The following is a 25,315-nucleotide window of genomic DNA, read 5'->3' as shown; positions in this document are numbered from 1 at the left end:
GCGACCCCTCCGCTATGAGGGCATAGCCTGGGCCTATGGCCCTCTCCCCGCACGTCCCGGAGCTCGGCGCCCTGGAGCTGCTGCTCGCCGTGGCCCGGCTGGGCAGCGTCGGCCGGGCCGCCGCCGAGCTGGGCGTCAGCCAACCCGCCGCCAGCGCCCGGATCAAGGGCATGGAGCGGCAGATCGGGGTGCCGCTGCTGGAGCGCTCGCCGCGCGGCTCCCGGCCCACCGAGGCGGGGCGGCTGGTGGTCGAGTGGGCCCGGCAGGTGGTCGAGGCCGCGCAGGCGCTGGACGCCGGGATCGACGCGCTGCGCGGCCGCCGGGACGCCCGGCTGCGGGTGGTGGCCAGCCTGACCGTCGCCGAGTACCTGATGCCGGGCTGGCTGCTCGCCCTGAACGAGGCCAGCCCGGGCACCGCCGTCACCCTGCGCACCGCCAACTCGCACGACGTCGCCGCCCAGGTACTGGCCGGCGAGGCCGACCTGGGCTTCGTCGAGGGCACCTCCACCCCGCCCGGCCTGTCCGGCGCGGTGGTGGCCGCCGACCGGCTGGTGGTGGTGGTCTCCCCCGGGCACCGCTGGGCCCGCCGCCGCGCCCCGGTCACCGGCGCCGAGCTGGCCGCCACCCCGCTGGTGCTGCGCGAGGTCGGCTCCGGCACCCGGGAGGTGCTGGAGGAGGCGCTCGCCCCGTACGGCGGCCCGGCCGCGCCCCGGCTGGAGCTGGCCTCCTCGACGGCGCTGAAGGCCGCCGCGATGACCGGCGCGGACCCGGTCTGCCTGAGCGAGCTGGCGGTGACCGAGGAACTGGCCACCCGCCGGCTGGTCGCCGTCCCGCTGGAGGGCCTGGAGCTGCAGCGCCCGCTGCGCGCGGTCTGGCCGGCCGGCCAGCGCCCGGCCGGACCGGCCCGCGAACTGCTCGGCCTGACCCGGGCGCCCGCCCGTCCCGGTCCCGGCTCCGGCCCTCGGAGGGACTGAGCGCGAAGCCTTCGTTAAACTTGAGCGGAATAGACTCAACTTCGTGCATGCTGTAGTCAGCAGACCCGTACCAGTCCCGAGTCGAGAGGGGTATGCCCGCAGTGGACGCCAGTAAGTTCACCAGCAAGACGCAGGAGGCCCTGTCCTCCGCCATCCGGCAGGCCAGCGCCGCGGGGAACCCGGACGTCAAGCCGGTGCACATCCTGCTGGCCCTGCTCGACCAGCCGGACGGCCTGGCCCGCCCGCTGCTGGAGGCCGTCGGGGCGGACGCCGCGCGCGTCACCGCCGAGGCCCGCCGACAGGCCGCCGCCCAGCCCGCCGCCCAGGGTTCCACCGTCGCCGCGCCCAACCTCGCCCGGGACACCCTCGCGGTGCTGGAGGAGGCCGGCAAGCGCGCCGCCGACCTGGACGACCAGTACGTCTCCACCGAGCACCTGCTGGTCGGCCTGGCCGCCGAGGGCGGCCCGGTCGCCGACCTGCTGAAGCAGCACGGCGCCACCGCCAAGGCGCTGCTCGCCGCGTTCAAGGAGGTCCGCGGCAGCGGCCGGGTCACCTCGCCGGACCCGGAGGGCACCTACAAGGCGCTGGAGAAGTACGGCTCCGACCTGACCCAGGCCGCGCGGGACGGCAAGCTCGACCCGGTGATCGGCCGCGACCAGGAGATCCGCCGGGTGGTGCAGGTGCTGTCCCGGCGCACCAAGAACAACCCGGTGCTGATCGGCGAGCCCGGCGTCGGCAAGACCGCCGTGGTCGAGGGCCTGGCCCAGCGGATCGTCGCGGGCGACGTGCCGGAGTCGCTGCGCGGCAAGCGCCTGGTCGCGCTCGACCTGGCGGCGATGGTCGCGGGCGCGAAGTTCCGCGGCGAGTTCGAGGAGCGGCTGAAGGCCGTCCTGAACGACATCAAGGCCTCCGACGGCCAGGTGGTCACCTTCATCGACGAGCTGCACACCATGGTGGGCGCGGGCGCCGGCGGCGACTCCGCGATGGACGCGGGCAACATGCTCAAGCCGATGCTGGCCCGCGGCGAGCTGCGCATGGTCGGCGCCACCACGCTGGACGAGTACCGCGAGCGGATCGAGAAGGACCCGGCCCTGGAGCGCCGCTTCCAGCAGGTGATGGTCGGCGAGCCCTCCGTCGAGGACACCATCGCGATCCTGCGCGGCCTCAAGGGCCGCTACGAGGCGCACCACAAGGTGGAGATCACCGACGCCGCCCTGGTCGCCGCCGCCACGCTGTCCAACCGGTACATCACCTCCCGCTTCCTGCCCGACAAGGCGATCGACCTGGTCGACGAGTCCGCCTCCCGGCTCCGGATGGAGATCGACTCCTCCCCGGTCGAGATCGACGAGCTGCAGCGCTCCGTCGACCGGCTGCGGATGGAGGAGCTGGCGCTGGAGAAGGAGTCCGACCCGGCCTCGGTCGAGCGGCTCGGCAGGCTCCGCCGCGACCTCGCCGACAAGCAGGAGCAGCTGAGCACCCTCAACGCCCGCTGGGAGCAGGAGAAGAAGTCGCTCAACCGGGTCGGCGAGCTCAAGGAGCGCCTGGACGACCTGCGCGGCGCCCTGGACCGCGCCCAGCGCGACGGCGACTTCGAGCGCGCCTCCAAGCTGATGTACGCCGAGATCCCGGCCGCCGAGCGCGAGCTCACCGAGGCGCAGGACCGCGCGGCGGACGAGCCGGGCACCACCATGGTCAAGGAGCAGGTCGGCCCGGACGACGTCGCCGACGTGGTCGCGTCCTGGACGGGCATCCCGGCCGGCCGGCTGCTGGAGGGCGAGAGCGCCAAGCTGCTGCGGATGGAGGAGGAGCTCGGCAAGCGCCTGATCGGCCAGCACGAGGCCGTCCGCGCGGTCTCCGACGCGGTCCGCCGCACCCGCTCCGGCATCGCCGACCCGGACCGTCCGACCGGCTCGTTCCTCTTCCTCGGCCCGACCGGCGTCGGCAAGACCGAACTGGCCAAGGCCCTGGCGGACTTCCTCTTCGACGACGAGCGCGCCATGGTCCGGATCGACATGAGCGAGTACGGCGAGAAGCACTCGGTCTCCCGCCTGGTCGGCGCCCCGCCCGGGTACGTCGGCTACGAGGAGGGCGGCCAGCTCACCGAGGCGGTCCGCCGCCGCCCGTACAGCGTCGTCCTGCTGGACGAGGTGGAGAAGGCCCACCCCGAGGTGTTCGACGTGCTGCTCCAGGTGCTGGACGACGGCCGCCTCACCGACGGCCAGGGCCGCACGGTCGACTTCCGCAACGCGATCCTGATCCTCACCTCCAACCTGGGCTCCCAGTACCTGGTGAACCCGGCCACGCCGGAGGAGCGGAAGAAGGAGCTGGTGCTGGAGACCGTCCGGCAGTCCTTCAAGCCGGAGTTCCTGAACCGGCTCGACGACATCGTGGTCTTCGAGCCGCTCGGCACCGAGGAGCTCAGCCGGATCGTCGACCTCCAGGTCGCCGCGCTCTCCCGCCGCCTGCGCGAGCGCCGGCTCACCCTGGACGTCACCCCGGCCGCCCGGGACTGGCTCTCGCTCACCGGCTACGACCCGGCGTACGGCGCCCGTCCGCTGCGCCGGCTGGTGCAGTCCGCGATCGGCGACCAGCTCGCCAAGCAGATCCTCTCCGGCCGGGTGCACGACGGCGAGACGGTGGTGGTCGACCACGAGGTCGGCTCCGACCGGCTGACCGTCGAGCCGCGCACCTCGCTGGAGAAGTGACGCCCCCGGGGGCGGGCGGGACCGGCCGGTCCGGCTCCGCCCGCCCCCGGGTCCGCAACTCCCGCACCCCGCTCGCCTGCTGAGCCGCCGTCCGGCGGAGCGCCGCCCGGAGCCGCCCCGACCGCCCCGGCGGAGGCCGCCCGGAGCGCCCCGGCGGGACTTGCCCGGACACGGTCACGAGCCGGGGTGCACCCTGTGCCACGAGCGCCGGATGAGGCAGGATGGTGCCAGGAGAGGCGGCCCCCCATCGGCAGCCGACCGTGCACCGTGAAAGGGACATCCCCGTGAGCATCGACCCGTCGTCCATCCCGTCCTTCGGCCTGCCGCAGCCGCCGCAGGGGGGCGCTCCGGCCGGTCCGCCGCCGGTGATCGTCCCGAACCAGGACCTGGTCGCCCAGCTGCTCGACCAGATGCAGCTCAAGCACGTGGTGGACGAAGAGGGCGACCTCACCGCTCCCTGGGAGAACTTCCGCGTCTACTACATGTTCCGCGGTGACCAGAAGGAGCTGTTCGCGGTCCGGGCGTTCTACGACCGTCCGTTCACCTCGGAGCAGAAGCCCGAGGTGCTCGCCATGATCGACGAGTGGAACCGCGAGACCCTGTGGCCCAAGGTCTACACCCACACCCACGACGGCGTGATCCGGCTGATCGGTGAGTCGCAGATGATCGTCGGCGGCGGCGTCAACCCGGAGTTCTTCGTCGGCACCACCGCCAACTGGACCGAGGCCGCGGTCGGCTTCGAGCGCTGGATGGCCGAGCGCCTGGACGGCCCCGCCGAGCAGGCCGACGGTGAGTCCGCCGAGCAGGGCCCGGCCGACGAGGCCTGAGCCCCCGCCGCTCCCCGGACGGGCCCGTCCCCCGCGCACGCGGGCGGCGGGCCCGTCCCGCTCCCCCGGCCCGGCTCTTGGCGTCCGCCGCCGCAGCCTGGAGGATGGCCCCGACGACGAACCGCGAGGAGCCACCGATGAGCACGAGGCCGCTGCTGAACCGCAGCCTGGCGGGCATGGGAACGACCGTCTTCGCGGAGATGTCCGCCCTGGCCACCGCCACCGGCGCGATCAACCTCGGACAGGGCTTCCCCGACACCGACGGGCCGGAGTCGGTCCGCGAGGCCGCGGTGCGGGCGCTGCGCGAAGGCCTCGGCAACCAGTACCCGCCGGGGCCCGGCGTCCCCGAACTGCGCGCCGCGATCGCCGAGCACCAGCAGCGCTTCTACGGCCTGACGGTCGACCCCGACACCGAGGTGCTGGTCACCGCCGGCGCCACCGAGGCGATCGCCGCCGCCCTGCTGGCCCTGCTGGAGCCCGGCGACGAGGTGATCGCCTTCGAGCCGTTCTACGACTCGTACGCCGCCTGCATCGCCATGGCCGGCGCCAAGCGCGTCCCGCTCACCCTGCGCGCGCCCGGCTTCCGGCCCGACCTGGACGAACTGCGCTCCCTGGTCACCCCGCGCACCCGGCTGCTGCTGGTCAACACCCCGCACAACCCGACCGGCACCGTCCTCACCCCCGAGGAGCTCGCCGCGATCGCCGAACTCGCCGTCGAACACGACCTGCTGGTCGTCACCGACGAGGTCTACGAACACCTGGTCTTCACCGGCGCCCACCACCCGCTGGCCGCCCTGCCGGGCATGCGCGAGCGCACGGTGTCGATCTCCTCGGCCGGCAAGACCTTCTCCTTCACCGGCTGGAAGGTCGGCTGGGTCACCGCCTCCCCCGCCCTGGTGGCCGCCGTCCGCACCGCCAAGCAGTACCTCACCTACGTCTCGGCCGGCCCCTTCCAGTACGCCGTCGCCGAGGCCCTGCGGCTGCCCGACGCCTACTACGCCGACTTCCGCGCCGACCTGCACCGCAAGCGCGACCTGCTCGCCCGGGGGCTCGCCGAGGCCGGGTTCCAGGTCTTCGAGCCGCAGGGCACGTACTTCATCACCACCGACATCACCCCGCTCGGCGAGAAGGACGGCGTCGAGTTCTGCCGCACCCTGCCCGAGCGCTGCGGGGTGGTCGCCATCCCCAACGCCGTCTTCTACGACGACACCGAGGCCGGCCGCAGCCAGGTCCGGTTCGCCTTCTGCAAGCGGGTCGAACTCCTGGAGGAGGCCGCCGCCCGGCTGCGCACCCTGCGCCCGGTGTGACCCGGCCCGGCCCCGCGCCGGGTCACACCGCGCGCGGGCGCGGTGGAACCTGCGGAGCCGCTCGTTCTCCGGCCGTCCCGGCACCTGCCGGAAGCTCCACCGCGGCGGCGGCCGCGGTCATCTCGGCCGCCATCACGACGAGTTAGGGCGATCACCGCGCCCTCGGCCACCAGCACGCCCTCGGCGGCCACCCCCAGGGCGTCGGTGTCGTCGTGCGACTCCCGCAGCTCGTCCTCGTCCACGTCCGGCCGGTTCAGCCCCATCAGGTCCATGAGCCAGACCAGTTCGGACGGCAGTTCGAGCGACACGTCGCCCCCGGAGTTGGGCACCCCCGTGATGCCCACCGTTCAGGACGCTTCACCGACCGTGACGGTTCCGGACTGACGGACGGACTGACGGACGGACGGACAGAGGGGCGGGACGGGCGGGCCGGGCGCGGGGGCACGGGTGGTGCACCACCGGCGTGCACGGCGCGCGGCACCCGCGCACGGTCGTGCGGCGGGCGGAGTGCAACCCGGGACCGATCACACCCAGTCGGACACAGGCCTCAGAACGGTGAATGAGTGCCAAACATGGGTAAATCCCCGACGGACCCGGAGAATCCGTGCTTCTCTGCTGCTGAATCTCCAGCCGGAATCCCTCCTTCCACGGTCGGCCGCGCCCCGGATCGGACAGTCTCGAACAGCCTCACGGATGATGGGGCGGACTCCGGTCGCAGCGGGGGCGCGCACGGAGCTGAAACGCGGAGCCGAGCATGCTCACCACCCTGCAGACCTCCTACACGGACACCCGCGCCGGCGACCTGGCCTGGCAGCTGGGCGGCGAACCGCTGCCCGCGCTGGCCGTCCGCGACCTCAGACTCGACGAGCCCTCCGGTGCCCCGGACGGCCTCCGCGGCACCCTCCAGCTGCGGCTGCTGGGCGCCTCGCACCAAGTGGTGCTGGCGGCCGGCCCGGGCGACTGCCTGGAGACGGTGGCCTGCCTGCCCGGCCGCCGCACCCCGCTGCCCGCCCGGGTCGCGGAGCAGGTGGCCGGCTGGGAGTACGAGTTCGCCGCCCGGATCGAGGAACTGCCGCCGCACGTGTTCGCGGCCCGCGCCCAGGAGCTGCTGGCCCTGGTCGAGGGCCACCCGCGGGCGCTGGCGGGCGTCTTCCCGGGCGACCCGAGCGCCTTCACCGCGCTGGTCGCGCACTGCGAGGACCGCCGGGTGCACTGGCGGACCTGGCACGCCTACCCGCAGGAGGGCCGGCTGGTGTGCACCCGCTCCTCGCTCTCGCTGCCCGAGTTCGGGCGGACCGCCCCGGAGAGCACCCCGGAGACCGTCCCGGGGACTGCCCCGCAGACCGCCGTGGAGACCGCCCCGGAGGCCGCCCCGGCGGGACCGGCCCGGGCCGACTGGTGAGCGGGCGTCAACCCGGCCCACCGCCCTGTCCCCCGGATGGGTGCAGCCATTCACCCGGGCTCTCGCCTAGCGTTCATTCATGATCAACCCCCCGGTCGGACGGCCCGCGCAGCCGGGCCCGGACCGCGCCGCCGCACCACCGCCAGCACCCCCGCCCGCGGCCGCCCGCCGGCCCACCGCCCCCCGCGCCTCGGGCCCCGGCGGCGCGGTCCGGGCCGGCGGCGCCATACCGCTGGCCCTGGCCCCCCGGCCGGCCCGGGTGCTGGTCCTGCTGGCCGCGTTCGTCTGCGCGGCCTGCGGCCTGGTGTACGAACTCGAACTGGTCGCCCTCGGCAACCACCTGCTGGGCGAGTCGGTCGCCCAGACCTCCGTGGTGCTGTCCGTGATGGTGTTCGCGATGGGCGTCGGCTCGCTGCTCGCCAAGGGCCTCACCCGCCGCCCGGCCACCTCCTTCGCCCTGGTCGAGTACGCGCTGTCGCTGGTCGGCGGCCTGTCCGCGCTCGCCCTGTACTGCGGCTGGGCGTGGCTGCACCAGCCGCGCGCCACCCTGGTCGCGCTGATCGCCGCCACCGTGCTGATCGGCCTGCTGATCGGCGCGGAGATCCCGCTGCTGATGACGCTGATCCAGCGGATCCGGCAGGAGCACGCGGGCCGCGCCGTCGCCGACCTGTTCGCCGCCGACTACGTGGGCGCGCTGGTCGGCGGCCTGGCCTTCCCGTTCGTCCTGCTGCCCACCGTCGGCCAGACCGCCGGGGCGCTGCTGACCGGCGCGGTGAACGCGGTGGCGGGCTCCGTCGTGGTGCTCTGGCTGTTCCGCGCCGAGCCAGCCCCGCGCACCCGGCTGCTGCTGTGGACGGGCTGCGGCCTGGTGCTGGCCCTGCTCGCGCTGGCCGCCGCCTGCACCGGCGCGATCGAGCGCGCCGCCCGGCACGCCCTGTACGGCGGCCCGATCCGGTTCGCCGCCCAGAGCCGCTACCAGGAGATCGTGCTGGCCGGCGGCCCGGACCTGCGGGACGCGGACGCCGGCCGCCCGGCCGCGCCCCGGGTGCCGGTCCAGCGCGCCGCCCCGCCGCTGGAGCTGTACCTGGACGGCCGCCTCGCGGTCTGCGGCCCCGACGAGTACCGCGACCACGAGGCGCTGGTGCGCCCGGCGCTGGCCGCCGGGCCGAGCGGGCGGGTGCTGGTGCTGGGCGGCGACGGCCTGGCGCTGCGCGAGGTGCTGAGCGACCCGGCGGTGCGCGCGGTGCTGGTGGTGGAGCGCGACCCGGAGCTGCCCGCGCTGGCCCGCCGGGACGCCGCGTACGCCGCGCTCACCGGGCACGCCTTCGACGACCCGCGGGTGCGGCTGGTGCGCGCCGAGCCGATGGGCTGGCTGCGGGGGTCCGCCGAGCGCTTCGACGTGATCGTCTCGGACCTGGACGGCGCCGCCGGCGACGGCGCGTACCGCTCGCTGGAGTTCTACGGCCTGGCCGCCCGGCGGCTGGCCCCCCAGGGCCGGCTCGCGGTCCGCGGCGGCGCCCCGGACGGCGGACTGTGGACGGCCGCGGCCGGTCTGGAGGCCGTCGGCCTGGCCGCCGTCGCGTACCAGGGCGGCGGGCCCGCCGCCGAGGACTGCGGGCACCCCGGTCCGCCGTCCGCCTTCCTGCTGGCCGCCCGCACCGCCCCCGCCCTGGGCCTGGCGCCGGACGCCCCGGCCCCGCGCTCGCTGAGCGTGCCCGCGCTGCGGGCCGCCGAACGGCGGCTGGGCACCGCCCGCCCGTCCCCGCTGCCGCCCCCGCACACCCTGCTGGGCCCCTGAACCCGCCCCGCGCGCCCGGCAGTTCGGCCCGCCGGCCGGACCGCGCGGGCGGGCGGCGGCGGGGCGCGGTGCGTCCATTGGCAGGTTGGACACCTCCGCTTCGCGTGGAAGGCTCGGCACGGCGGCGGCCGGTCGGTAGGCTCGCCGGTATGGAGCATGAGGTTGTCGTCCCGGTACCCGCCGAGGTGGTCCGGGAGGCGCTGGTGGACCGCGAGCTGGTGGCCCGCTGCGTCCCCGGGCTGAGCGCGGTCGCGTCGGCGTCCGCGCCCGCCGACGCGGACAGCCGGCTCAGGGTCCGGATCGCCGGGTCCACCATCACCTTCGCCGGCCGGCTGACCGTGGACGGCTGGCGGGACGGCGCGCTCGTCCTGCGCCTGAGCGGGGAGGAGATCCGCGGCGCCGCGCCGGTCACCGCCGACCTGCGGATCACCCTGACCGAGCGCCCCGGCGAGACCGCCGTCCGCTTCGAGACCGGCCTGACCGCCGCCGGCCGGCTGGCCGGCTTCGAGGACGAGGCGCTGGAGAGCACCGGCCGCCGGCTGATCGACCGGGCGGTGGCCGCGCTGGTCGCCGAACTGTCCGAACCCGCCGACCACGAGGACGGCGACGGGGACGGCGAGGACGGCGCCACCGTGGTCTTCCTGGACGACCGCGAGCGCGGCCAGGACCTCGACGACGACCTCTCCGACCTGATCGCCTTCGACGACGCGGACGACCTGCCCGCCCCGCCCCCGGCCGGCCCCCGCCCGGAGCCCGGCTACGACCCGGAGGGCGCCCCGGTCCGGCGCAGCATCGTCGGCCGCTCCGCCGAGGAGGTCGACCACGCCCCGCCGCACGGCCGCTACGCCCCCGCGCCGCCGGCCCACAGCGCCCGGGCCCGGGCCGCGTCCCGCTGGGGCGGCGCCGAGCCCAGCCTGCTGCCCGTCCTGCCGGGCGAGCGCAACGCGCTGCCGTGGATGATCGGCGGCGGGGTCGCGCTGATCGGCGGCGCGGTGGTGCTGGTCCGGGCCCTGCGGCGGCGCTGAGCGGCCCGGCGGGCACCCACTAAGCTGGCTGTCCATGAGCAACGACCGCGACGCCCTGCTGGCGCAGATCAAGGACAAGGCCGTCGTGCACGGCAAGGTCACCCTCTCCTCCGGCCGCGAGGCCGACTACTACGTCGACCTGCGCCGGATCACGCTGGACGCCGAGGCGGCGCCGCTGGTCGGCAGGGTGATGCTGGACGCGGCCGCGGACCTGGAGTTCGACGCGGTGGGCGGCCTGACCCTGGGCGCCGACCCGGTGGCCGCGGCCATGCTGCACGCGGCGGCCGCCCGCGGCCGGAAGCTGGACGCGTTCGTGGTCCGCAAGGCGGGCAAGGCGCACGGCCTGCAGCGCCGGATCGAGGGCCCGGACGTGAAGGGCCGCCGGGTGCTGGCGGTGGAGGACACCTCGACCACCGGCGGCTCGGTGCTGACCGCGGTCGAGGCGCTGCGCGAGGCGGGCGCCGAGGTGGTCGGCGTCGCGGTGATCGTGGAGCGCGGCGCGGCCCCGGCGATCGCCGCGGCGGACCTGCCGTACGTCACCGCGTACACCCTGGACGACCTGGGCCTGTGAGCCCGGGGTGACCGTCCGCGTTCCACGTGGAACCGCGCGCGGGGCGCGGAACGGCGAGGGCCCCGACCACCTTCCGGTGGTCGGGGCCCTCGCCGTTCCGGGCGGTCCGGGATCAGCTCTTGCGGTGGCGGCCGCTGCCGACCGGCTCGCCGTCCTCGGCGGAGCCGCCCGCCGCCGCGGCCTTCTTCTTCTTCCGCTCGCGGACGACCTCGACGAAGATCGGCGAGACCGAGATCAGGATGATCAGGGCCATCGCGGGCAGCAGGTACTTGTCGATCACCGGCGCGAGCTGGTCACCGGTGAAGTAGCCGATCAGCAGCATGGTCTCGGTCCACAGGAAGGCCCCGACCACGTTCCAGACGAAGAAGGTCCTGGCGGGCATCTGCAGGGTGCCGGCGACCGGGTTCAGGAAGGTCCGCACGATCGGGATGAAGCGGGCCATCACGACGGCCTTGGCCGGACCGAACTTCTCGAAGTACTCCTCGGCCTTGGTGACGTACTCGGGCCGGAAGATCTTCGAGTTCGGCTTGTCGAACATCTTCGGGCCGACCTTCCGGCCGAGCACGTGCCCGAGTTGCGCCCCGACGATCGCGCACAGCGGTGCGCCGATCAGCAGGACGGCGATGTTCATCTGGGCGCCGGGGCCGAGGACCTTCTCGGCGGCGCTGGAGGCCGCGACACCGGCCAGGATCAGCAGGGAGTCACCGGGGAAGAAGAACCCGACCAGCAGGCCGGTCTCGGCGAAGATGATCGCCAGGATCCCGATGGCGCCGACGGAGGCGACGAGGGATTTGGCGTCGAGGACGTTGACGGCGAGCTGGAGGTGTTGTTCCACGGGCGCAGGATAGCCCGTACCGCTTTGCGAAGCCTTAACAGAGGCCCCCCGGTCGCCCTCCGGCGGGGTCGGCCGGAGGGGCGCCGTCCCAAGTGGCGGGCCGCTGGGTGTGTCCCGGGAGGGAGTCTGGGAGGATGGCGGAGGTGTCCGGCCCGCGGTCGAGCTGCCACCCTCATCGCTCGTACCGCATCGATGTCGTGAACCACAGGCGTATCGAGCCTTCGGACAGCGTCGTCCGATCGCCCCACACCGACAGGAGCGGATTCGCATGCCCATCGCAACTCCCGAGGCCTACAACGAGATGCTCGACCGGGCCAAGGCGGGCAAGTTCGCCTACCCGGCCATCAACGTCACCTCGACGCAGACCCTGCACGCCGCCCTGCGCGGCTTCGCCGAGGCCGAGAGCGACGGCATCATCCAGATCTCCACGGGTGGTGCGGAGTTCCTGGGTGGCCAGTACAACAAGGACATGGTGACCGGCGCGGTCGCGCTGGCCGAGTTCGCGCACATCGTCGCGGCCAAGTACGACATCACCGTGGCCCTGCACACCGACCACTGCCCGAAGGACAAGCTGGACGGCTACGTCCGCCCGCTGCTGGCGATCTCCGCCGAGCGCGTGGCCCGCGGCGAGAACCCGCTCTTCCAGTCGCACATGTGGGACGGCTCGGCCGAGACCCTGGCCGACAACCTGGCCATCGGCCAGGAGCTGCTGGCCCAGGCCGCCGCCGCCCGGATCATCCTCGAGGTCGAGATCACCCCGACCGGCGGCGAGGAGGACGGCGTCACCCACGAGATCAACGACGAGCTGTACACCACCGTCGCCGACGCGGTGCGCACCGCCGAGGCGCTCGGCCTGGGCGAGAAGGGCCGCTACCTGCTGGCCGCCTCGTTCGGCAACGTGCACGGCGTCTACAAGCCGGGCAACGTCGTGCTCCGCCCGGAGCTGCTCGCCGACCTGCAGGCCGAGATCGGCAAGCAGTACGGCAAGCAGGACCCGTTCGACTTCGTCTTCCACGGCGGCTCCGGCTCCACCGAGCAGGAGATCCTGACCGCGCTGGAGAACGGCGTCGTCAAGATGAACCTCGACACCGACACCCAGTACGCCTTCACCCGCCCCGTCGTGGACCACGTGTTCCGCAACTACGACGGCGTGCTGAAGGTCGACGGCGAGGTCGGCAAGAAGAACACCTACGACCCGCGCACCTGGGGCAAGCTGGCCGAGGCCGGCATGGCCCACCGCGTCACCGAGGCCGCGCAGCAGCTGCGCTCGGCCGGCAAGCGGATGAAGTAGGTCCCGCTCTCCCCCGGTGCCCCCGTCCCGCCCCGGGACGGGGGCACCGGCGCGTCCGGGCCCCGGGGGGCCGGTCCGGGGAGGGCCGGCCCGGAGCCGGGGCCGGAGGTGGTTGACTGGGGGCCATGAGCATTCACGAGAACCTGCTCGGCGGCCCGCCGCCGACCCACCTGCCGGCCGAGACCGGCCCGCTGGAGCTGCTGGCCTCTGGTGCCACCCCCGCCGAGGTCGCGGCCGCGCACCCGACCTCCTCGCTCGCCTGGGCCCAGCTGGCGGACGACGCCTTCGCGGCCGGCCGCACCGTCGAGTCCTACGCGTACGCCCGCACCGGCTACCACCGCGGGCTGGACGCGCTGCGCCGCAACGGCTGGAAGGGCCACGGGCCGGTGCCGTGGGAGCACGAGCCGAACCGCGGCTTCCTGCGGGCGCTGCACGCGCTGGGCCGGGCGGCCGGCGCGATCGGCGAGAAGGACGAGGCGGAGCGCTGCGCGCAGTTCCTGCGCGACTCCTCCCCGACCGCGGCCGACACCCTGAACTGACCCCGCGCGACCCGCGGACCGCACGCCGCCCGGCCCCGCGCCGGGCGGCGTTCCCGTGCCCGCTCCCGGACGGCCCGGGCCGGGCCCGGGCAGGTCCGGACCCCGCCTAGGCTTCCGGCATGACCGCAGAACTCTCCCGGCGCCTGCTCGACCGCTTCGGACCCGACGGCCTGCGCCGCCCCACGGCGGCGGAACTCGCCGCGACCGACCTCCCCGCCGGGGCGGCCGCCCTGCTGGCCGACTGCGGGCTCCCGCTCCGGGTCGGCCCGTACTTCGCCACCGGGGCCGGCGACGCCCCGGCGCTGGCCGACCACGCCGCCCGGCACGGCCTGCCCGCGCCGGGCGGCGGCGAGGGCCGCTGGGCCCGGCTGGGCACCGACCGGGGCGCCGAGCTGTGCGTGGACCCGGCCGGCCGGGTCTGGGCGGTGTACCTCGCCTACCGGGAGCCGTCCGTCCTGGTCAGCACCACCCTCGCGGCCTTCCTCGACTCGCTCGTCGAGCTCGACGACGCGCTGCGCGGCCTGGCCGCCGCCGAACTCCCGCAGGAGGTGTTCGGCCTGTTCGGCTCGGTCGAGAGCCGACTGCGCGGCACCGACCTGCGGGCCTTCGAGAGCGACGAGAACTGGTGGCCCCGGGTGCTGGAGGACGTCCGACACACCCGGGGCGTGCCCGGCTACGCCGCGTTCAAGTACCGCGACGGGCAGGGCGGGGAGCAGGTCCTCACCGCCGACGGCTCGCTCGCCCGGCACCCGGAGGAGGCGCTCTGGGCGCACCTGGCCGGGGCCGGCGTGCGGCCCGCCGACGTGCTGGAGGTCTACACCGAGCTGCAGGCCTGCTTCGCGCCCGGCCACTACTGCGGCGGGTGGATGGCCGCGACCTTCCCGCACGCCGAGTTCACCCACAGCTTCGACTACGGCGACACCGCCGCCGAACGGGAGGCGGGCGTCCGCGAACTCGCCGCCGCGCTCGCCGCCCGGCCGGACTGACCGGACTGACCGGACTGACCGGAGGCGGCCGATTCGGGGCCGACCCGGAACCATTCGGGGCCATACCGCGTATGTTCTCGGTGCGGCCCGTCTCCGGACGGGCCACCCGGACCGCCACGCCCCGAGGGAACCCCGATGCGCTCAGCCCGCAGGACGATCCGCCGCCGGCGCGCCCGCCGCCGGACGGCCTTCGCCGTGGGCGGCCTGGCAGCCCTCACCGTGCTGGGCACCGCCGGGTACGCCGCGCTGCACTCCGGCCCCCGGGGGTCCGCCGGGGACGGCGCCACCGTCCAGGCCCGGGCCGTCCCGCCGCTGGCCGACTCCGCCCCGCCCGCCGCGTCCCCGAGCCCGACGCCGTCGGGCGCGCCGGTGACGACCCCACCCCCGGCGCCGCCCGCCTCCAGCGCTCCGCCGGAGGTCGTGACCCGCGGCAGCGGCTCCTTCACCGTCGCCACCGCCGGCGGCAGCAGGACCGGCACCGGCACGACCCTGCGCCGTTACCGGGTCGAGGTGGAGGACGGCACCGGCATCGACCCGGCGGGCGCCGCGAAGATCGTCCAGGCCGTCCTCGCCGATCCGCGCAGTTGGAGCACCAACAAGCGCGACAGCTTCCAGCTGGTCTCCTCCGGCGGCTACGACTTCACCGTCAAGATCGCCTCGCCCGCCACCACCGACGCGATCTGCGCCACCGGCGGCCTGGACACCCGGGGCGAGGTGAACTGCGACGTCGGCAGCCAGGTCGTGGTCAACTCCAAGCGCTGGCTGACCGGTTCCCCCGAGTTCGACGGCCCGCTGGACGACTACCGGGCCCTGATCATCAACCACGAGGTCGGCCACCGCATCGGCCGCGGCCACGAGACCTGCCCCGGCCAGGGCAGGCCCGCGCCCGCGATGATGCAGCAGATCTACGGTCTCAAGGGCTGCACCGCCAACGCCTGGCCCTACGACGCCAAGGGCCACTACCTGGGCGGCCCGTCCGTCCCGTGACGGCTCCCGCCACGGGACGGACGGGGTCCGCTCAGCCCAGCACCGGCAGGTAACCGGACAGGTCGCTGCGCTCGCCGCTGGCGGTGAGCGCGACGTCCAGGGCGGCGGACCAGGCGAGGCGGCCGGTGGCGAGGCGGATCCAGGTCAGCGGGTCGGTCTCCACCACGTTGGGCGGGGTGCCCCGGGTGTGGCGGGGGCCCTCGACGGCCTGCACGACCGCGTACGGGGGGACCCGCAGTTCGACCGCGCCGCCGGGCACCTGGGTGGCGAAGGCGTCGGCGAGCAGCCGGGTCGCGGAGGCCAGCGCGAAGCGGTCGTGCGGGAAGTCGGAGCGGCCGAGCGCGGCGGCCAGGTCGTCGGCGTGCACCACGGTCTCGACCAGCCGGGTGACCAGGAAGTCCGCCAGCGCCATCGGGCCGAACCGCATCGGGATGACCCGGCCGGGCTCCTGCCCCGCCGGACTGTCCACGGCCTTCCACAACTCGCCGATCTGCCGGTCGAGTTCGCCGGACACCTGGGCGGCGTCCCCGGCGAACTGCTCGGCCACCAGCTCGACGGCAGTGGAGTTGATCGCGGCGGCCGCGGTGCGGGTCTTCGCAGCCCAGTGGAGCGGCGTGATCGGGGCCTGCGGCGGCAGCGGGTCGTGCAGGTGCAGCGGGACCCAGCTGGCCACCATGCCGAGGTGGGCGACGAGTTCGCGGACCCGCCAGTCGCCCAGCCGGGTGGGGAGGGCCAACTGCTCGTCGTCCAGCGCGCGGACGGTGGCGGAGATCGCGTCGAGCTGCCCGGCGAGCGCGGCGCGCACCTTCACCGGGTCGTAGGTTCGGGGCTTCGGGGTGGGCATGCCCGCAGCGTACAAAACCCGGCGGGGCGGGTGGTCCGGAAGCACCGAACCGCCCGCCCCGCCGGGTTGACGAGCCGTCAGGCGAGCAGCGCCTCGATGACGCCGGTGTGGGCGTCGCGCAGCTCGGCCAGGGTGACGGTGAACTGGCCCTGGACCTCCAGCGCCTCGCCGTCCACCACGCCGATCCGGGTGGCGGGCAGGCCGCGGGCGCCGCACATGTCGTTGAACCGGAGCTCCTCGCTGCGCGGCACGGCCACCACGGCCCGGCCGGCGGACTCGGAGAACAGGAACACGAACGGGTCGGTGTCCGCGGGGACGACCACCCGGGCGCCCTTGCCGCCCTTGAGGCAGCTCTCCACCAGGGCCTGCGCGAGGCCGCCGTCGGAGAGGTCGTGCGCGGCGTCGACCATGCCGTCGCGGGAGGCGGCGATCAGGATCTCGCCGAGCAGCCGCTCGCGCTCCAGGTCGACCTTGGGCGGCAGGCCGCCCAGGTGGCCGTGCACGACCTGCGTCCAGGCGGAGCCGCCCAGCTCGTCGGCGGTGTCGCCGAGCAGGTAGAGCAGCTGGCCCTCCTCGGCGAAGCCGACCGGGGTGCGCCGGGTGACGTCGTCGATGACGCCGAGCACCGCGACCACCGGGGTCGGGTGGATGGCGACGTCGCCGGTCTGGTTGTACAGCGAGACGTTGCCGCCGGTGACCGGGGTGCCGAGCACCTGGCAGGCGTCGGCCAGGCCGCGGGTGGCCTCGGCGAACTGCCACATCACGTCCGGGTCCTCGGGGGAGCCGAAGTTGAGGCAGTCGGAGACCGCGAGCGGCTTGGCGCCGCCGGCCGCGACGTTCCGGTAGGCCTCGGCCAGGGCCAGCTGGGCACCGGTGTACGGGTCCAGCTTGGCGTAGCGGCCGTTGCCGTCGGTGGCGACCGAGACGCCGAGGTTGGTCTCCTCGTCGATCCGGATCATGCCGGAGTCCTCGGGGGTGGCGAGCACCGTGTTGCCCAGCACGTAGCGGTCGTACTGGTCGGTGATCCACGCCTTGGAGGCCTGGTTCGGCGAGCCGGCGACCTTGAGCAGCGCGTCCTTCAGCTCGGCGCCGTTCGCCGGGCGGGCCAGCCGCTCGGCGGTCGGGGCGTCGGCCTGCAGGGCGTCCTGCCAGGACGGGCGGGCGTACGGGCGCTGGTAGGTCGGGCCCTCGTGGGCGACGGTGCGCGGCGGCACGTCGACGACCAGCTCACCGTGCCAGAAGATCTCCAGCCGCTCGCCGTCGGTCACCTCGCCGATGACGGTGGCGATGACGTCCCACTTCTCGCAGATCTCCAGGAAGCGGTCGACCTTGCCGGGCTCGACGATCGCGCACATGCGCTCCTGCGACTCGCTCATGAGGATCTCCTCGGGAGAGAGCGTGTGGTCGCGCAGCGGGACGGTGTCGAGCTCGATCCGCATGCCGCCGGTGCCGGCCGAGGCCAGCTCCGAGGTGGCGCAGGACAGGCCGGCTCCGCCGAGGTCCTGGATGCCCGCGACGAGGTCTTCCTTGAAGATCTCCAGGGTGCACTCGATGAGCAGCTTCTCCTGGAACGGGTCGCCGACCTGGACGGCGGGGCGCTTGGCCGGGCCGGTCGCGTCGAAGGTCTCCGAGGCGAGCACCGAGACGCCGCCGATGCCGTCGCCGCCGGTGCGGGCCCCGTACAGGATGACCTTGTTGCCGGGGCCGGACGCCTTCGCGAGGTGGATGTCCTCGTGCTTCATCACGCCCACGCAGAGCGCGTTGACCAGCGGGTTGCCCTGGTAGCAGGAGTCGAAGACGACCTCGCCGCCGATGTTCGGCAGGCCCAGGCAGTTGCCGTAGCCGCCGATGCCCGCGACGATCCCGGGCAGCACGCGCCGGGTGTCCGGGTGGTCGGCCGCGCCGAACCGCAGCGGGTCCATCACGGCGACCGGGCGGGCGCCCATCGCCAGGATGTCGCGCACGATGCCGCCGATGCCGGTGGCCGCGCCCTGGTAGGGCTCGATGTACGACGGGTGGTTGTGCGACTCGACCTTGAAGGTGACCGCGTAGCCCTGGCCGACGTCGACGACGCCGGCGTTCTCGCCGATGCCGACGAGCATGGCGTCGTTCTCCGGGGCCTTCTCGCCGAACTGCTTGAGGTGGACCTTGGAGCTCTTGTACGAGCAGTGCTCCGACCACATCACCGAGTACATCGCCAGCTCGGCGCCGGTCGGGCGGCGGCCCAGGATCTCCCGGATCCGGGCGTACTCGTCCTGCTTGAGGCCGAGTTCGGCCCAGGGCTGGGCGGCGTCCGGGGTCTGCTCGGCGTTCTTGACGGTGTCGAGGCTCATCAGGCGTTCACCAGCTGCTTCAGGACGGAAGTGAAGAAGCCCAGGCCCTCGGTGGTCGGGCCGGTGAGCGGCTCCACGGCGTGCTCCGGGTGCGGCATCAGGCCGACGACATTGCCGGCCGCGTTGGTGATGCCGGCGATGTCGCGGTACGAACCGTTCGGGTTGACGTCGAGGTAGCGGGCCACGATCCGGCCCTCCGCCTCCAGCTCGTCGAGGACGCGCTCGTCGGCGACGAACCGGCCCTCGCCGTTCTTCAGCGGAACGACGATTTCCTGGCCCGCCGAGTAATCCCGGGTCCAGGCGGTCCCGGCGTTCTCGATGCGGAGCTTCTGGTCGCGGCAGATGAAGTGCAGCGAGTCGTTCCGGGTGAGCGCGCCGGGCAGCAGGTGCGATTCGCACAGCACCTGGAAGCCGTTGCAGATACCGAGGACCGGCATTCCGAGCTTCGCCTGCTCGATGACGGTGTCCATCACCGGGGAGAAGCGGGAGATGGCGCCGCAGCGCAGATAGTCGCCGTAAGAGAATCCGCCGGGCAGGACGACGGCGTCGACCTGGTGGAGATCCTTGTCACGGTGCCAGAGGGCGACCGGCTCGGCGCCGGCCAGGCGGACCGCGCGCTGGGCGTCGCGGTCGTCGAGGGAACCGGGGAAAGTGACGACGCCGATACGGGTGGTCACTTCTCCTCCTCCTCGACGCGGACGGTGAAGTCCTCGATCACGGTGTTGGCGAGGAAGGTCTCGGCGGCCTCGCGGATGCGGGCGAGCGCGGCGTCGTCGACCGGCCCCTCCAGCTCCAGCTCGAAACGCTTGCCCTGGCGGACGTCGGCGATCCCGGCGAACCCGAGACGCGGCAGCGCGCGCTGCACCGCCTGGCCCTGGGGGTCGAGGATCTCCGGCTTGAGCATGACGTCGACTACGACGCGTGCCACTGGCACTCCCGGTGGTGATTGCGTGAAGGCGGGGGAACTCCAGACTACCCGGACCGTCGGGCCCCCTTGCGGGCCACCAGCGGTAACGCGCGTAGACCCACACCCCTTACGCCCCAAGGGCCGCAGGCCCCCGACGCACCGGCCGCGCATCCGATTTACCCGCTTTAATCCCGTCTCCGGCGGCGGCTATCCGGACCGTATCGGCCCGGGCTAACCGCCCCGGCTAACCCGCCCGGCCGGAAGCCCGTGAATATCCGGAAAAAAGGAATCCCCAACTCTACGATTTCACCGGCCCTCGGGTGCAGAATAGGGCGACCGGCAGCCGAACGCGCCGCATCTCGGCGCGGGCTCCCTGCCCGCCGGTGGATGCCGCGGTCCGGCCCAACGGACCGGCGGGGCATCCGAGGCCCCCGACGGCCGAATTGCCCGAGAGGATTGACACCCATGGCTCAGCGTGTAGTCGTCACGCTCTCCGACGATCTGGACGGCGGCACTGCCGCGGAAACCGTGCACTTCGGCGTGGACGGGAAGTCCTACGAGATCGACCTGTCCGCCGACAACGCGGAAAAGCTCCGGGAGGCCCTCGCCCCGTTCGTCGCCGCCGGCCGCCGGCAGAGCCGCAGCGGGAAGTCCTTCCGCCGCACCGCGCTCACCCCGGACCCGGCCGCCGTCCGCGCCTGGGCGCAGTCGAACGGGCACGAGCTGCCCGCCCGCGGCCGCATCCCCAAGCACGTCTACGAGGCGTTCGCCGAGAGCAACTGACCTCCCCCACGGGCCCGTTGCGGGTCCGACGCCCTTCCCCGGCACCACCGCCGGGGAAGGGTGGGGCGAGCAGGCCGATTGATGTTGTAGAGTATTTCTCGTCGCCGCAACCGGGGGAACAACCCGAGCGGGGCGGCCGGTGCCCAGGCACCGTGCGGACGTGGCTCAGTTGGTAGAGCATCACCTTGCCAAGGTGAGGGTCGCGAGTTCGAATCTCGTCGTCCGCTCGCAGTCAGCGTGAACAGACTGGTGCAGTACAACTCCATATCCTGCGGACGTGGCTCAGTTGGTAGAGCATCACCTTGCCAAGGTGAGGGTCGCGAGTTCGAATCTCGTCGTCCGCTCCAGTACCGAAGGCCCCCCTCCACCGAGGGGGGCCTTCGGCGTTGTCGCGCCCGGGCGCCGCCGATGACATTTGTCACCGCCGACCCGTGCGGACGCACCGGCGCGCGGTGCGGGAGCGCACTACCGGCGGGCCCGGGCCGCCGGGAGGCTGGAGGCATGACCGACACCAGCCGTCCCCGCCCCGCCGCCGTCGAGGCCCGCGGGCTGCACCGCCGCTACGGGCCGTCCGGCCGGGGCGGCTTCGAGGCCGTCCGCGGCCTGGACCTCGCCGTCGCCCCCGGCGAGCTGTTCGCCCTGCTCGGCACCAACGGCGCGGGCAAGACCTCCACCCTGGAGGTGCTGGAGGGCCTGGCCGCGCCGAGCGCCGGCGAGGTCCGGGTGCTCGGCCTGGACCCGCGCCGGGAGCGCGCCGCGCTGCGCCCGCGGATCGGCATCATGCTCCAGGAGGGCGGCTTCCCCGGCGAGCTGACCCTGGCCGAGACCGGCCGCTGCTGGGCCGGCCTGACCACCGGCGCCCGGGCGGTCGACGAGGCGCTCGACCTGGTCGGCCTGCTGCCCCGGCGCACGGTGCGGGTCAAGCAGCTGTCCGGCGGCGAGCGCCGCCGGCTCGACCTGGCGATGGCCCTGCTCGGCCGTCCCGAGGTGCTGTTCCTGGACGAGCCCTCCACCGGCCTGGACCCGGAGGCCCGGGCCTCGGTCTGGCGGCTGATCCGCGACCTGCGGGCGGCCGGCACCACCGTGGTGCTCACCACGCACTACCTGGAGGAGGCCGAGGAGCTGGCCGACCGGCTGGCGATCATGCACCACGGCCGGGTGGTCACCGGCGGCACGGTCGCCGAGGTGCTGGCCGCCCACCCCGCCCGGATCGGCTTCGAACTCCCCGAGCGGACCGGCCCGCACACCGGCCTCGACCTGCCCCCGCTCCCCGGCACCAGCATCGAGCTGGACGGCCGCCGGGTGCTGCTGCGCACCTCCGACCTGCAGGGCACGCTGACCGAACTGCTCGGCTGGGCCGCCCGCCACCGGGTCGAACTGGCCCGGCTGGACGCCCGCAGCGCCTCGCTGGAGGAGGCCTTCCTGGCCGTCGCCGCGTCCCCGACCGACCCGACCGGCCCGACCGCCTCCCCCTCCTCGCCCGTCTCCCCCGCCCCGTCGCAGATCGGACCCGCCGCATGAGCGCCGCCGCCGCCCCCGCCGCCCTGACCCCGCTCTCCCGGCTGCTGGCCCTGGGCCAGGCCGAGGCGGTGCTGCTGCGCCGCAACCGCACCGCGGTGTTCCTGGCCCTGGTGCTGCCGTTCCTCCTGGTCGGCTCGCTCCGCTCGATCCTGCGCTCCGCCGCCGAGCACACCCCCGGGCTGGACGTGAACGGCAACCTGGTCACCAGCTCGATGGGCATCGTCCTGCTGGTCGTCGTCTACACCAACCTGACCACCGCCTACACCGCCCGCCGCAACGAGCTGGTGCTGAAGCGGCTGCGCACCGGCGAGGCCGCGGACGCCGAGATCCTGCTCGGCACCGCGTTCCCGTCGATCGGCCTGGCGCTGCTCCAGTGCCTGCTGCTGGGCGTCGGCGGCTTCGCGCTGCTCGACCTGCGGGCGCCCGCGAACCCGCTGCTGGTGCTGGCCGGCCTGGCGCTGTCCGCGCTGCTGCTGACCGGTCTGGCCGCGCTGTCCAGCGCGATCACCAGGACCGTGGAGACGGCCGGCATCACCACCCTCCCGCTGATGCTGGCCGCCCAGTTCGGCTCCGGCCTGATGATCCCGCTGGAGTCGATGCCGGACACCGTGGCGGACGTCTGCCGCCTGCTGCCGACCACCCCCGCGCTCCAGCTGCTGCACATCGGCTGGCTCGGCACCGACGGCACCGGCCCGTCCGAGGGCTTCGCCGCGACCTGGGGCCACGCCTGGCTCCCGCTGCTGCTGGCCGCGGCCTGGGCGGGCGCGGCGGCCTGGGGCGCCCGCCGCTGGTTCCGCTGGGAGCCGCGCCGCTAGATTCGACCGACGACCGCCGAGGAACAGGGGACCGAACCGTGCGGGTCCGCAGACCACGACCGATCCACCGCTGGCGGGAGCTGTCCAAACCGCAGCGCACCGAGCTGTACATGCGCTGGTCGCTGTACACGGTGTCGCTGGTCCAGGTGTTCGCGGTGTACGCGCTGCTGGGCACCGCCCACCCGCAGCGCCGAATCCCGGCCTGGGAGCTGCGGGTCGGGGTGCCGGGCACGCTGCTCGCGGCGGCGCTGAACGTGGCGCTGGTCCGCACCGGCCTGCCCGCCTACCTGGGCCGGCGCCCGCACCCGCACGGCTGGGTCGCGGCGTCCGGCGCGGTGTCGGCGGGGCTGGCGCTGGCGGTGCTGCTGCTCGACGGGCGGCCGCTGGACGGGTCGACGGAGTCGGTGCCGGTGGCGACCGTGACGATGGTCTTCTGGCTGGCCACCGCGTCGCTGGCGCTGCCGACGAGGCAGTACCTGCTGGTGCTCGGCGCGGCGGTGGCGCTGCTCGCGGTGCCGCTGCTCGCGGTGGGCACGCCCTCCGGGTTCGTGGTCGGCCTGGTGCTCGGCTGCCTGGTCGGCTCGGCGATCGCCGGGGCGACCACCCGCTGCTCGGCGTGGACCGCGAAGGTGGTGTGGGAGCTGGACGCCGCCCGGGAGACCCAGGCCCGGCTCGCGGTCGCCGAGGAGCGGCTGCGGTTCTCCCGCGACCTGCACGACGTGCTGGGCCGCAACCTGGCCACCATCGCGCTGAAGAGCGAGCTGGCCGTCCAGCTGGCGCGCCGTCAGCGCCCCGAGGCGGTCGACCAGATGACCGAGGTGCAGCGGATCGCGCAGGACTCGCAGCGCGAGGTGCGCGAGGTGGTGCGCGGCTACCGGACCGTCGAGCTGCACACCGAACTGGCCGGCGCCGCCTCGGTGCTGCGCGCCGCGAAGGTCGACTGCCGCACCGAGCTGTCCGGCGCGGACGGCCTGCCCGCCGAGGCGCAGTCGGTGCTCGGCTGGGTGGTGCGGGAGGCCGCGACCAACGTGCTGCGGCACTCGGAGGCCGCGAACTGCCGCTTCCGGCTGCGGGTCTCGGGCGGCACCGCGCTGCTGGAGGTGGAGAACGACGGCGTGCCCGCCGTGCCGCCGCCGCGCGCGGAGGGCTCGGGCAACGGCCTGCGCGGCCTGGGCGAGCGGCTGGCCGCGCACGGCGGCACCCTGAGCACGGCCGGCGGCGGCCCCGGCCGCTTCCGACTGACCGCCGAACTTCCGTTCGACACGAGGGGACTGGCCTGATGACCGACCGGGTGCGGGTACTGCTCGCGGACGACGAGCACCTGATCCGCGGCGCCCTGGCGGCGCTGCTCGCGCTGGAGGACGACCTGGCGGTGGTCGCGGAGGCGGCGACCGGCCCGGAGGCGCTGGCGATGGCCGCCGCGCACCGTCCGGACGTCGCGGTGCTGGACCTGCAGATGCCGGGGCTGGACGGCCTGGAGGTGGCGGCCGAGCTGCGGCACCGGCTGCCGGAGTGCCGGGTGATGATCGTGACCGGGCACGGCCGGCCGGGCTACCTGAAGCGGGCCCTGGAGGTCGGGGTGCGCGGCTTCCTGCCGAAGACCGTCTCCGCCTCCGACCTGGCCGGGATCATCCGCACCGTCCGGGCCGGCGGCCGCTACGTGGACCCGGAGCTGGCCGCGGAGGCGATCAGCGCGGGCGACTCCCCGCTGACCCCGCGCGAGACGGACGTGCTGGAGCTGGCCGCGGACGGCTCCCCGATCGCCGAGATCGCCGAGCGGGCCGCGCTCTCGCCGGGCACGGTCCGCAACTACCTGTCCTCGGCGGCGGGCAAGCTGGGCGCGGAGAACCGGCACGCGGCGGTCCGGATCGCCCGCGAGCACGGCTGGCTGTGAGGCGGGCGCCCCGCAGCCGGCCGTGCGGGGGCGTCACTTCCAGGGGAGGCCGGTGAGCTTCTCGTACGCGTCGATGTAGCGCTGCCGGGTGTGCGCGACCACCTCGTCGGGCAGCTTCGGCGGCGGGTTCTCGCTCTTGCGGTCCCAGCCGGAGGCCGGCGAGGTCAGCCAGTCGCGGATGATCTGCTTGTCGAAGGACGGCTGGTCGTGGCCGGGCTCCCACGCGTCGGCCGGCCAGAAGCGCGAGGAGTCGGGGGTGAGCACCTCGTCGCCGATCACCAGCTCGCCGTCCAGCAGGCCGAACTCGAACTTGGTGTCGGCCAGGATCAGGCCGCGCTCGCGGGCGATGTCCCGGGCCCGGGAGTACACCGCGAGGGTGGTCTGGCGCAGCGTGGCGGCGAGTTCGGCGCCGATCCGGCGGGCGGTCTCCTCGTAGGGGACGTTCTCGTCGTGCTCGCCGACCTCGGCCTTGAGCGCCGGGGTGTAGATCGGGCCGGGCAGCTCGGAGCCGTTGTCCAGGCCCTCGGGCAGCGCGACGCCGCACACCGTGCGGGAGACCCGGTACTCCTCCAGGCCGGAGCCGGCCAGGTAGCCGCGGGCGACGCACTCCACCGGGATCATGTCGAGGCTGCGGCAGACCAGGGTGCGCCCGGCCCAGCCGGCGGGGGCGCCGGCGGGCAGCTCGGTGGAGACGACGTGGTTGGGGACGATGTCGGCGATCCGCTCGAACCACCACAGCGAGAGCTGGGTGAGGATCCGGCCCTTGTCCGGGATCTCGTTGGGCAGCACCCAGTCGTAGGCGGAGGTCCGGTCGCTGGCCACCATCACCAGGTTGCCGGCCGCGTCCCGGTACAGGTCGCGCACCTTGCCGGTGTGCAGGTGGACCAGGCCGGGCACCTGGACCGGCTCGGGCTTGGTGACGAATCCGCTCACGGTCAGTCAGTCCTCACAGCTGGGGGGCTCTGCGACCG

General features: G+C 74.4%; 23 protein-coding genes and 2 tRNA genes. 19 read left to right on the top strand and 6 right to left on the bottom strand.

Features of this window, described 5'->3' with window-relative positions:
• Positions 1-35: 35 nt before the first annotated feature.
• The 8 genes from ACZ3J7_RS09105 (at position 36) to pyrE (ending at position 10,609) form a co-directional block, all read left to right on the top strand.
• The gene (locus ACZ3J7_RS09105) at positions 36-974 is read left to right on the top strand and encodes a LysR family transcriptional regulator (protein ID WP_465618386.1); all 939 of its coding nucleotides are present in this window, start codon (positions 36-38) and stop codon (positions 972-974) included.
• A 101-nt stretch (positions 975-1,075) separates the two neighbouring features.
• Positions 1,076-3,679 (top strand): ATP-dependent chaperone ClpB, encoded by a 2,604-nt coding sequence (gene clpB / locus ACZ3J7_RS09100; RefSeq protein ID WP_465618384.1) that lies wholly within the window; start codon positions 1,076-1,078, stop codon positions 3,677-3,679.
• A gap of 284 nt (positions 3,680-3,963) precedes the next feature.
• Positions 3,964-4,506: a type III secretion system chaperone family protein gene (locus ACZ3J7_RS09095; protein ID WP_465618382.1), complete on the top strand. Its 543-nt coding sequence runs from the start codon at positions 3,964-3,966 to the stop codon at positions 4,504-4,506.
• A gap of 137 nt (positions 4,507-4,643) precedes the next feature.
• Positions 4,644-5,813, top strand: a complete 1,170-nt coding sequence (locus ACZ3J7_RS09090) for a pyridoxal phosphate-dependent aminotransferase (RefSeq protein WP_465618380.1) — start codon at positions 4,644-4,646, stop codon at positions 5,811-5,813.
• A gap of 754 nt (positions 5,814-6,567) precedes the next feature.
• Positions 6,568-7,215 carry a DUF2617 family protein gene (locus ACZ3J7_RS09085; protein ID WP_465618378.1) on the top strand — a complete coding sequence of 216 codons (648 nt, stop codon included), beginning with the start codon at positions 6,568-6,570 and terminating at the stop codon, positions 7,213-7,215.
• 79 nt (positions 7,216-7,294) lie between these two features.
• Positions 7,295-9,013 carry a spermine/spermidine synthase domain-containing protein gene (locus tag ACZ3J7_RS09080; protein WP_465618376.1) on the top strand — a complete coding sequence of 573 codons (1,719 nt, stop codon included), beginning with the start codon at positions 7,295-7,297 and terminating at the stop codon, positions 9,011-9,013.
• 149 nt (positions 9,014-9,162) lie between these two features.
• Positions 9,163-10,038: a CoxG family protein gene (locus tag ACZ3J7_RS09075; protein ID WP_465618375.1), complete on the top strand. Its 876-nt coding sequence runs from the start codon at positions 9,163-9,165 to the stop codon at positions 10,036-10,038.
• Positions 10,039-10,072: 34 nt separating this feature from the next.
• Entirely contained in the window at positions 10,073-10,609 is a 537-nt protein-coding gene (gene pyrE, locus ACZ3J7_RS09070) for an orotate phosphoribosyltransferase (RefSeq protein ID WP_465618373.1), read from the top strand.
• Positions 10,610-10,721: 112 nt separating this feature from the next.
• On the opposite strand, the gene ACZ3J7_RS09065 is transcribed toward pyrE, so the two are convergent.
• Positions 10,722-11,444: a DedA family protein gene (locus ACZ3J7_RS09065; protein ID WP_465618371.1), complete on the bottom strand. Its 723-nt coding sequence runs from the start codon at positions 11,442-11,444 to the stop codon at positions 10,722-10,724.
• Positions 11,445-11,712: 268 nt separating this feature from the next.
• Between ACZ3J7_RS09065 and fbaA the strand changes: the two genes are divergently transcribed.
• From fbaA to ACZ3J7_RS09045, 4 genes are all read left to right on the top strand, one after another.
• Complete coding sequence (fbaA, locus tag ACZ3J7_RS09060; RefSeq protein WP_465618369.1) at positions 11,713-12,735, top strand: class II fructose-bisphosphate aldolase; 1,023 nt, start codon at positions 11,713-11,715, stop codon at positions 12,733-12,735.
• Positions 12,736-12,860: 125 nt separating this feature from the next.
• Positions 12,861-13,274 (top strand): DUF3151 domain-containing protein, encoded by a 414-nt coding sequence (locus ACZ3J7_RS09055; RefSeq protein WP_465618367.1) that lies wholly within the window; start codon positions 12,861-12,863, stop codon positions 13,272-13,274.
• A gap of 119 nt (positions 13,275-13,393) precedes the next feature.
• Entirely contained in the window at positions 13,394-14,260 is an 867-nt protein-coding gene (locus tag ACZ3J7_RS09050; protein ID WP_465618365.1) for a nucleic acid/nucleotide deaminase domain-containing protein, read from the top strand.
• Positions 14,261-14,395: 135 nt separating this feature from the next.
• Positions 14,396-15,247 carry a DUF3152 domain-containing protein gene (locus ACZ3J7_RS09045; RefSeq protein WP_465618363.1) on the top strand — a complete coding sequence of 284 codons (852 nt, stop codon included), beginning with the start codon at positions 14,396-14,398 and terminating at the stop codon, positions 15,245-15,247.
• 31 nt (positions 15,248-15,278) lie between these two features.
• Here the strand turns inward: ACZ3J7_RS09045 and ACZ3J7_RS09040 are convergent, their stop codons facing one another.
• The 4 genes from ACZ3J7_RS09040 to purS form a co-directional block, all read right to left on the bottom strand.
• Entirely contained in the window at positions 15,279-16,091 is an 813-nt protein-coding gene (locus tag ACZ3J7_RS09040) for a maleylpyruvate isomerase family mycothiol-dependent enzyme (protein ID WP_465618361.1), read from the bottom strand.
• Between the two features lie 77 nt (positions 16,092-16,168).
• Complete coding sequence (gene purL / locus ACZ3J7_RS09035) at positions 16,169-18,424, bottom strand: phosphoribosylformylglycinamidine synthase subunit PurL (RefSeq protein ID WP_465618359.1); 2,256 nt, start codon at positions 18,422-18,424, stop codon at positions 16,169-16,171.
• The gene (purQ, locus tag ACZ3J7_RS09030; protein WP_465618357.1) at positions 18,424-19,101 is read right to left on the bottom strand and encodes a phosphoribosylformylglycinamidine synthase subunit PurQ; all 678 of its coding nucleotides are present in this window, start codon (positions 19,099-19,101) and stop codon (positions 18,424-18,426) included. Before purQ ends, purL begins: the two co-directional genes overlap by 1 nt.
• Positions 19,098-19,352: a phosphoribosylformylglycinamidine synthase subunit PurS gene (gene purS / locus ACZ3J7_RS09025; RefSeq protein ID WP_176189184.1), complete on the bottom strand. Its 255-nt coding sequence runs from the start codon at positions 19,350-19,352 to the stop codon at positions 19,098-19,100. The genes purQ and purS overlap by 4 nt, the downstream gene beginning before the upstream one ends.
• A gap of 444 nt (positions 19,353-19,796) precedes the next feature.
• Between purS and ACZ3J7_RS09020 the strand changes: the two genes are divergently transcribed.
• The 7 genes from ACZ3J7_RS09020 (at position 19,797) to ACZ3J7_RS08990 (ending at position 24,344) form a co-directional block, all read left to right on the top strand.
• Positions 19,797-20,114 (top strand): histone-like nucleoid-structuring protein Lsr2, encoded by a 318-nt coding sequence (locus ACZ3J7_RS09020; protein WP_014136949.1) that lies wholly within the window; start codon positions 19,797-19,799, stop codon positions 20,112-20,114.
• 154 nt (positions 20,115-20,268) lie between these two features.
• Positions 20,269-20,341, top strand: a tRNA-Gly gene (locus tag ACZ3J7_RS09015).
• A 44-nt stretch (positions 20,342-20,385) separates the two neighbouring features.
• Positions 20,386-20,461: transfer RNA gene (locus tag ACZ3J7_RS09010), tRNA-Gly, on the top strand.
• A gap of 154 nt (positions 20,462-20,615) precedes the next feature.
• Positions 20,616-21,635 (top strand): ABC transporter ATP-binding protein, encoded by a 1,020-nt coding sequence (locus tag ACZ3J7_RS09005; protein WP_465618354.1) that lies wholly within the window; start codon positions 20,616-20,618, stop codon positions 21,633-21,635.
• Positions 21,632-22,450, top strand: a complete 819-nt coding sequence (locus ACZ3J7_RS09000; RefSeq protein ID WP_465618353.1) for an ABC transporter permease — start codon at positions 21,632-21,634, stop codon at positions 22,448-22,450. Before ACZ3J7_RS09005 ends, ACZ3J7_RS09000 begins: the two co-directional genes overlap by 4 nt.
• Positions 22,451-22,488: 38 nt before the next feature.
• Entirely contained in the window at positions 22,489-23,730 is a 1,242-nt protein-coding gene (locus ACZ3J7_RS08995) for a sensor histidine kinase (RefSeq protein WP_465618351.1), read from the top strand.
• Positions 23,730-24,344: a response regulator gene (locus ACZ3J7_RS08990; protein ID WP_465618349.1), complete on the top strand. Its 615-nt coding sequence runs from the start codon at positions 23,730-23,732 to the stop codon at positions 24,342-24,344. The genes ACZ3J7_RS08995 and ACZ3J7_RS08990 overlap by 1 nt, the downstream gene beginning before the upstream one ends.
• A gap of 33 nt (positions 24,345-24,377) precedes the next feature.
• Here the strand turns inward: ACZ3J7_RS08990 and ACZ3J7_RS08985 are convergent, their stop codons facing one another.
• Positions 24,378-25,277 (bottom strand): phosphoribosylaminoimidazolesuccinocarboxamide synthase, encoded by a 900-nt coding sequence (locus ACZ3J7_RS08985; protein ID WP_465618347.1) that lies wholly within the window; start codon positions 25,275-25,277, stop codon positions 24,378-24,380.
• Positions 25,278-25,315 lie beyond the last annotated feature (38 nt).

Source organism: Kitasatospora sp. NPDC015121, assembly GCF_055562955.1.
The sequence above is the reverse complement of the archived record's forward strand: the minus strand, read 5'-3'. Positions and strand labels throughout refer to the sequence as shown.

Bases quoted from the DNA above. Each gene is read 5' to 3' on its own strand.
- ACZ3J7_RS09090 (WP_465618380.1), top strand. From the start codon at position 4,644: ATGAGCACGAGGCCGCTGCTGAACCGCAGCCTGGCGGGCATGGGAACG.
- ACZ3J7_RS09045 (WP_465618363.1), top strand. From the start codon at position 14,396: ATGCGCTCAGCCCGCAGGACGATCCGCCGCCGGCGCGCCCGCCGCCGG.
- ACZ3J7_RS09105 (WP_465618386.1), top strand. From the start codon at position 36: ATGGCCCTCTCCCCGCACGTCCCGGAGCTCGGCGCCCTGGAGCTGCTG.
- purL (WP_465618359.1), bottom strand. From the start codon at position 18,424: ATGAGCCTCGACACCGTCAAGAACGCCGAGCAGACCCCGGACGCCGCC.
- ACZ3J7_RS09000 (WP_465618353.1), top strand. From the start codon at position 21,632: ATGAGCGCCGCCGCCGCCCCCGCCGCCCTGACCCCGCTCTCCCGGCTG.
- fbaA (WP_465618369.1), top strand. From the start codon at position 11,713: ATGCCCATCGCAACTCCCGAGGCCTACAACGAGATGCTCGACCGGGCC.
- ACZ3J7_RS09040 (WP_465618361.1), bottom strand. From the start codon at position 16,091: ATGCCCACCCCGAAGCCCCGAACCTACGACCCGGTGAAGGTGCGCGCC.
- ACZ3J7_RS08990 (WP_465618349.1), top strand. From the start codon at position 23,730: ATGACCGACCGGGTGCGGGTACTGCTCGCGGACGACGAGCACCTGATC.
- ACZ3J7_RS09085 (WP_465618378.1), top strand. From the start codon at position 6,568: ATGCTCACCACCCTGCAGACCTCCTACACGGACACCCGCGCCGGCGAC.
- pyrE (WP_465618373.1), top strand. From the start codon at position 10,073: ATGAGCAACGACCGCGACGCCCTGCTGGCGCAGATCAAGGACAAGGCC.
- ACZ3J7_RS09080 (WP_465618376.1), top strand. From the start codon at position 7,295: ATGATCAACCCCCCGGTCGGACGGCCCGCGCAGCCGGGCCCGGACCGC.
- ACZ3J7_RS09075 (WP_465618375.1), top strand. From the start codon at position 9,163: ATGGAGCATGAGGTTGTCGTCCCGGTACCCGCCGAGGTGGTCCGGGAG.
- ACZ3J7_RS09050 (WP_465618365.1), top strand. From the start codon at position 13,394: ATGACCGCAGAACTCTCCCGGCGCCTGCTCGACCGCTTCGGACCCGAC.
- ACZ3J7_RS09055 (WP_465618367.1), top strand. From the start codon at position 12,861: ATGAGCATTCACGAGAACCTGCTCGGCGGCCCGCCGCCGACCCACCTG.
- ACZ3J7_RS09020 (WP_014136949.1), top strand. From the start codon at position 19,797: ATGGCTCAGCGTGTAGTCGTCACGCTCTCCGACGATCTGGACGGCGGC.
- ACZ3J7_RS09005 (WP_465618354.1), top strand. From the start codon at position 20,616: ATGACCGACACCAGCCGTCCCCGCCCCGCCGCCGTCGAGGCCCGCGGG.